The sequence below is a fragment of the Thermus sp. genome (assembly GCF_039793865.1).
Taxonomy (GTDB): domain Bacteria; phylum Deinococcota; class Deinococci; order Deinococcales; family Thermaceae; genus Thermus.
Map to the genome: position 1 here is coordinate 21,036 of NZ_JBAMMI010000071.1, position 6,285 is coordinate 27,320.

Sequence of the window (6,285 nt, forward strand, 5' to 3'; positions counted from 1 at the left end):
GTGGACGACGATCCTCGCATCCGCTACCTCCTGGAGGTGCTTCTTTCCGGCTCGGGCCACGAGGTGGTCTTGGCGGACTCGGCCAAGACCGCCCTGGAGTACCTGCGTAAGGAGACCCCCGACCTCGTCGGTTGCCCTTGGAGGGGGACGGTCTCCTGGAAGACCTCGCCCGGGCCCTGTACCCTTGAAGGGTGTGGGAGCTTTCGGAAATCCAAGAGCCCGAGGCCTGGAATGCCCTCGTGGCGGCCTTTCCCATCACCAGCGCCCTCCAGTCCTGGGGCTGGGGGGAGGTGAAGCGCCTTTCCGGTTGGGTGCCTAAGCGCCTTCTGGTGTACCGTGAAGGCGAGCTCCTTGGGGCGGCCCAGGTCCTCCTCAAATCCCTCCCCGGGGGCCTGACCCTGGCCTACGCCCCCAGGGGGCCTGCCCTCCGCCACCTCCAGGACCTCCCCGCCGTGGCCCGGGCCCTGGCCCGGGGGGTGAGGGCCACCCACCTCGTCCTGGAACCGGAGGCGGGCCTTCCCGCCGAGGCCGAGGCCCCCCTCTTCCCCGGCCTCTTGCCGGAGGAGCCCGTGCAACCGGGCTTTTCCCTCTGGCTGGACCTAACCCAGGGGGAGGAGTCCCTCCTTAAGGGCATGAAGGAGATGCACCGGAGGAACGCCAGGCTGGCCCTCAAGCGGGTGGATCTGGCCATAGAAGGGGAGGGAGCTTTTGGGGAGTTTTTCCGCCTGTTTGAGGAGACCAATCGGCGGGCTAAGCTTCTGCAGCATTCCGAGGCCTACTACCGGGCGGTCCTCAAGGAGATGAACCAGCCCTTTGGGGAGGCCTTCCTCGCCCTGGCCCGTAAAGAGGGGGAGGCCCTGGCGGCGGGCCTTTTCGTGGCCTTCGCCGGCAAGGTGGACTACCTCTACGGGGGAAGCAGCCGGAAGCACCCGGAGGCCAAGGCCCCCATGGGCATGCACCTGGCCGCCATCCGCCATGGCCTTGCCCGGGGGTACCGGGTCTACGACCTCTGGGGCGTGCCCAGGACCCCCGAGGGGAGCCACGCCGAGGGCATTTTCCGCTTTAAGGAGGGCTTTGGGGGAAGGCGGGTCCAGTTTCCCGCCTACACCCTGCCCCTTTCCCCTCTCTACCGCCCCTTGAAGGCCCTTCTCCGGCTGCGGAAGACCTGGGTGAACCTGCGGGTGCGGGGCAACCCTAGGGACGTCCTGGGCTAGGCGTCATCTTTCTCAAGGAGGTTGGGCTATGGTGAGGGGCGTGGGGCGCCTCCTTCTTCCCCTCTTCCTCCTTCTCCTCCTCGCCTTTTGGTGGGCGCCCCGGCCCAAGGCCCCGACGGTGCCGCCTGGCGTGCGGCTTGAGGGGGTGGAGTTCCGCCTCTTCCCCGAGGAGGAGGGGGTGGAGTGGCGTTTCCGGGCCGAGGAGATGGTGGAGGAGGGAGGGGTCTTCCGCATCCGCGGGGGGCTTTCCGGGGCCCGGTACGTGGGGGGCAGGCTGGACCTGCGCCTGTTCGCCCCCGAGGTGGTGGTGGAGCCGGGGGACAACCTCCGCCTTCCCTACGCCCGGGTGGAGATCCTCCAAGGCTGCTACCGCCTGGAGCTTTCCGCCCCAGGCAGGGGGGAGGTGCTCATCCGGCAGAAGGAAGGCTTCCAGGCCCCTTGGGTGCGGATAGAGGCTCCCAACCTCCGGGGCGAGGCTTGGGAGTTCCGCTCGGACTTCGCCCTGGAGAGGATGGAAGCGGCCCGCCCCCGCTTTTCCTTCCCCGCCGGGGGGAGTTTTGGACCTTGCACCGTGGAAGGAGGACGTTCATGAGGCGATGGGGATGGCTCCTGGTTTTAGGTCTGGCTTTGGCAACGGCCAACGTGCGGGTGATCCAGGTGGAGGGAGGCCGGCTTTCCGGGGACCTCCGCTACGGCCCCTGGGTCTTTGAGGGAGGGGTGAAGGGACGGGTCAAGGACCTCACCATTGAGGCCCCCAGGGCCACCCTCACCGCCCCTAAGGGCAAGACCATGCAGGAGGCGGAAGGGGAGCGGGAGGCCCGGTTTGAGGGGGGTGTGGTGGTGCGGAGGGGGCGGGTGGAGGCCAGAGGGCCCCTCTTGGTCTACCGGGAGAAGACCGGGGAAGGGGAGCTTCAGGGGCCTGCCCGGATGCGCCAGGAGCCCAAGCCCGGGGAGGACCCCGTGGAGGTGGAGGGGAGCCGCATGACCTTCCAGGTGGACACGGACACCTCCACCAGCGAAAACGCCCTCCTCCAAAGCGGAAACCAAGAGGGGCGGGCGGGCTTCGTCTACTACGAGGAGGAGCGGGGCCTCGCCGTCTTCACCGACCCCAAGGAGGTGGTCCTCACCCGGAAGCGCAAGGACGGGGACCTGGTGATCCGGGCCAGGGAGGTGCGAAGCCTCACCGGCTCCAAGAGGCTCATCGCCACAGGCGGGGTGCGGCTCCAAGACGGGGACCTCCTTACCACCGGGGAAAGCCTCTACTACGACGACACCACCGGGGAGGCCATCGTGCTGGGAAAGCCCGCGGTGAGCGAGAACAAAAAGGAAGGCTTCCGGCTCTCCGGCGCAAGCCTCCTCCACAACGTGAACCGCCACCAGGTGCGGGTCTACGGCAAGGCCTTCCGCCTGCCCGTGGAGGAGTTTAGGAAGCTCGGGGAGAAGTAGGTGCCCCGGTTTAGGCTTCTTCTCCTCGCCCTCTTTGGCCTCGCCCTCGTCCTGGCCCAGGAGGTCTACCGCCCAGAGGTGGAGCTCGTCCGCAAGGACAAGAAGGTGGTGGCCTGGGTCTCGGGGGAGGAGGGGAGCCTCTTCTACGCCGACTACGGGGACCTCTACGTGGGGGAGCTTCGGGGCCTCGAGGAAGACCGGGTGGCGGTGGGGGAGAAGACCTTCTTCCGGGACGGGGGAAGCGCCCTCGAGGAGGGCCTTTCCCCGGGGGACCGGGTGGAGGCCGCCTACAACAAGGATCTCCTCCGGGACGGGCTTCCCTACCTGATGCGCCTGCGGCGGGCCGGGGAGGAGGAGGCGAAGACCTACCTCCGCCTCGTCCTCTATGACCCGAAGGGCGTGGAGGTGCGGCTCGGGGAGGGGGTGGAGGCCAAGGGGCCCCTCGGGGTGGTGGAGCGGGGGGGAGAGGAGGCCCTCTTCCTCTCCGGGGGGGAGGCCCGCTTTGTAGAAGAGGAGGGGCGTTTGGACCTCCGCCCGGGTCCGGGGGAGGTGGTTGTGGCCCAGGGCGCGGTGCGGGTGCGGGGAAGCCGCCTCCGCTACCTGAACGACACCGGGGAGGCCTTCCTGGAGGGGCCCTTGCAGGTGGAGCGCCAGGGGGAAAGGCCCCTAAGCGGCAAGGCGGGAAGCCTCCGCTACCTCCTGGACGAGGACGCCCTCTGGCTCCTGGGCGGGGTGGAGTTCGCCCAGGGGGGGCGCACCACCCGGGCCGAGCGGGCCCTCCTGAAGGAGAAGGAGGGGTACGCCTACCTCTTTGGCGGCGTGGAAAGCCGGGACGAGAAGGGCTTCGTGCGGGGGGAGCGGGTGCGCTACGCCCTTAAGACGGGGGAGGTGGTGGTCTTGGGGCGGGTCCTGGGGGAGTTCAGGGAGTGACCCCGGCCATGAGGAGCCCGAGCCTTTCCTCGGTGGCCTCCTCGGGGGAGAGCTCCCCCACGATGCGCCCCCCGTGCATCACCAGGATCCGGTCGGAGAGGGCGAGGATCTCGGAGAGGTCGGCGGAGACCAAGAGCACCGCCATCCCCTGGTCCCGGGCCCGGACCAGCTCCCGGTGGATGAACTCAATGGCCCCCACGTCCACGCCCCTCGTGGGCTGGGCGGCCACGAGGAGCCTGGGCCCCCTTAGAAGCTCCCTTCCCACCACGATCTTCTGCTGGTTGCCCCCCGAGAAGCGCCGGGCGGAGAGGGCGGTGGACCGGGGACGGACGTCGTAGGTTTCCACCAGCTTTCTTGCGTGCTCCTCTGCGCTCCGGTCGTCCAGGAACCCCAAAAACCCCAGGAAGGGGGGGTGGTGCTGGTCCCCGAGGACGGCGTTTTCCTTCACGGAGAAGTCCAGCACGAGGCCGCGGGCGAGCCGGTCCTCGGGCACGTGGCTTGCTCCTAGGTCCCTGACCCCCCGGGCCGAGGCGGGGAGGGGCTGGCCCAGGAGGAGGGCCTTGCCCCTATAGGGCCTGAGGCCGGTGAGGGCCTCCACGAGCTCGCTCTGGCCGTTCCCCTCCACCCCGGCGATGCCCACGATCTCCCCGGCCCTCACCCGGAAGCTCACCCCCTTGAGGCGGGGCGGGGCCTCGAGGCCCTCCACCTCCAGGACCACTTCTTTAGGCCTCGCCGGGGCCTTTTCCACCCTCAGCACCACCTCCCGGCCCACCATCATCCGGGCCAGGGCCTCGAGGGAGGTCTCCCGGGTCCTGACCGTGCCCACCACCTTGCCGTCCCGGACCACGGTGACCCGGTCCGAGACCTCCAGGACCTCCTTCAGCTTGTGGCTGATGAAGATGGCGGCGTTGCCCCTCGCCACGTAGCCCCGGAGGAAGCGGAAGAGCTCCTCGGCCTCCTGGGGGGTGAGGACGGCGGTGGGCTCGTCCAGGATGAGGATCCTGGCCTCCCGGTAGAGGGCCTTGAGGATCTCCACCCGCTGCTGCAGGCCCACGGGAAGGTTCTCCACCTTCTCGTCCAGGGGCACCTCAAAGCCCAGGGCCTCCATGAGGGCCGTGGCCTTTCTGCGGGCGGCCTCGAGGTCCAGGAAGAGGGGGCTTCCGGGCTCCAAGCCCAAGACCAGGTTCTCCAAGACGGTGAAGGGCTCCACCAGCATGAAGTGCTGGTGGACCATGCCGATGCCCGCCCTTATGGCGTCCAGGGGGCTTCTCGGCCGGTAGGGCTTCCCGTCCACCCACATCTCCCCGGCGTCCGGGGGCTGGAGCCCGTAGACGATCTTCATCAGGGTGGACTTGCCCGCCCCGTTCTCCCCCACGAGGGCCAGGACCTCCCCCCACTCCAGGTCCAAGGAGATGCGGTCGTTCGCCAGGACCAGGGGGAAGCGCTTGGTGATGTCCTTGAGGACCAGGGCCTTCGCCACGGCCGGAGTATACAAGAAGGCCGGGGGTCTGGCCCCCGGCCCCAAGCCTTGGGCCTAGCGGCTTTCGGGCACCTTGATCTGGCCCTTGATGATCTGCTGCTTGAGGACCTCCAGCTTGCTCACCACGCCCGCAGGGATCAGGGCCTTGTTGTACTGGTCCAGGGCGTAGCCCACGCCGTTGTTGGCCAGGCCGAACTCCCTCACCCCGCCCTTGAAGGCCTTCTGCACCACGCTCTTGATGACCTCGTAGGCGGCCACGTCCACCCGCTTCATCATGGAGGTGAGGCCGTGGTTCAGGGTGGCGGGGTTGTTGTCGGTGTCGCCCAAGTAGTTCTGGTTAGCGTCCACGCCGATGAAGAAGAGGGGGGTGGCCTTGGTGCCGTCAGTGCCGCAGGCCTTGGTGTAGTCGGCGTACTTGGGCACCTTGGCGTAGGGGTCGGCCTTGCGCACGAACTTGACGCTACCCCCTTCCTTGAGGCACTTGGCCTGCTTCACGTAATCGATGAGCCCGAGGCCCGAGCCGCCCGCGGCGGCGTAGATGATGTCCGCCCCCTGGCGCACCTGGGCCGCGGCGATCTCCTTGGCCTTGGCGGGGTCGTTCCAGGCGGCGGGGGTGTTGCCCACGTAGCCCACCAGCACCTTGCCCTGGATCTTGTCCTCCTTGAAGGCGTACTCCGCCCCGGCGCGGAAGCCCGCCTCAAACTTGTGGATGAGGGGGATGTCCATGCCCCCGATGAAGCCCACCACGCCGGTACGGGTCATCTTGCCGGCGATGTAGCCCACGAGGAAGCTCCCCTCGTGCTCGCGGAAGACCAGGCCCACGGCGTTTGCGAGCTTCCCCTCCCCGGGCACGGCGTCAATCACGGCGAAGTTCACCTTGGGGAACTCCTTGGCCGTGGCGGTGATGGCAGGCTCGTTGGCGAAGCCCACCCCGATCACCAGGTCAAACCCCTCCTCGGCGAAGGTGCGGATGCCCTGGCCCACCTGGGAGGGGTCGGCGGGCTCAAAGTCAAAGAGCTTGATCCCGAAGTCCTTGGCCGCCTTCTGCGCCCCTTCCCAGGCGGACTGGTTGAAGGAGCGGTCCGACTTGCCGCCCGCGTCAAAGGCGATCCCCACCCGCACCTGCGCCAGGCCGAGGCCTAGGGCCAGCACCGCGATAAGCGCTATAGCTCGTTTCATGTTCACCTCCGTGGCTCTTCGCCGGGGTCTATTATA

6 protein-coding genes are annotated in these 6,285 nt (G+C 68.3%); 4 read left to right on the forward strand and 2 right to left on the reverse strand.

The genetic code is table 11. The annotated features are described in order from the left end of the window. Positions 1 to 191: 191 nt before the first annotated feature. From ABJK26_RS06720 to ABJK26_RS06735, 4 genes are read left to right on the forward strand one after another with little or no spacing between them, the layout of a single operon-like run. Positions 192 to 1,214: a peptidoglycan bridge formation glycyltransferase FemA/FemB family protein gene (locus ABJK26_RS06720; protein ID WP_347241513.1), complete on the forward strand. Its 1,023-nt coding sequence runs from the start codon at positions 192 to 194 to the stop codon at positions 1,212 to 1,214. 28 nt (positions 1,215 to 1,242) lie between these two features. Further along, positions 1,243 to 1,806 (forward strand): hypothetical protein, encoded by a 564-nt coding sequence (locus tag ABJK26_RS06725; RefSeq protein WP_347241514.1) that lies wholly within the window; start codon positions 1,243 to 1,245, stop codon positions 1,804 to 1,806. After that, positions 1,803 to 2,660, forward strand: coding sequence for an LptA/OstA family protein (locus ABJK26_RS06730; RefSeq protein WP_347241515.1), 858 nt, complete (start codon positions 1,803 to 1,805; stop codon positions 2,658 to 2,660). Before ABJK26_RS06725 ends, ABJK26_RS06730 begins: the two co-directional genes overlap by 4 nt. Then, entirely contained in the window at positions 2,661 to 3,590 is a 930-nt protein-coding gene (locus ABJK26_RS06735; RefSeq protein WP_347241516.1) for a hypothetical protein, read from the forward strand. It abuts the gene before it with no gap. Here ABJK26_RS06735 and ABJK26_RS06740 read toward each other — a convergent pair. Further along, positions 3,580 to 5,070 carry an ABC transporter ATP-binding protein gene (locus ABJK26_RS06740; RefSeq protein ID WP_347241517.1) on the reverse strand — a complete coding sequence of 497 codons (1,491 nt, stop codon included), beginning with the start codon at positions 5,068 to 5,070 and terminating at the stop codon, positions 3,580 to 3,582. The two genes, ABJK26_RS06735 and ABJK26_RS06740, sit on opposite strands and share 11 nt — an antisense overlap. Positions 5,071 to 5,124: 54 nt before the next feature. After that, the gene (locus ABJK26_RS06745; RefSeq protein WP_347241518.1) at positions 5,125 to 6,249 is read right to left on the reverse strand and encodes a BMP family ABC transporter substrate-binding protein; all 1,125 of its coding nucleotides are present in this window, start codon (positions 6,247 to 6,249) and stop codon (positions 5,125 to 5,127) included. Positions 6,250 to 6,285 lie beyond the last annotated feature (36 nt).

Coding starts and splice junctions, on each gene's coding strand:
- ABJK26_RS06745 (WP_347241518.1), bottom strand. CDS start 6,249: ATGAAACGAGCTATAGCGCTTATCGCGGTGCTGGCCCTAGGCCTCGGC.
- ABJK26_RS06725 (WP_347241514.1), top strand. CDS start 1,243: ATGGTGAGGGGCGTGGGGCGCCTCCTTCTTCCCCTCTTCCTCCTTCTC.
- ABJK26_RS06730 (WP_347241515.1), top strand. CDS start 1,803: ATGAGGCGATGGGGATGGCTCCTGGTTTTAGGTCTGGCTTTGGCAACG.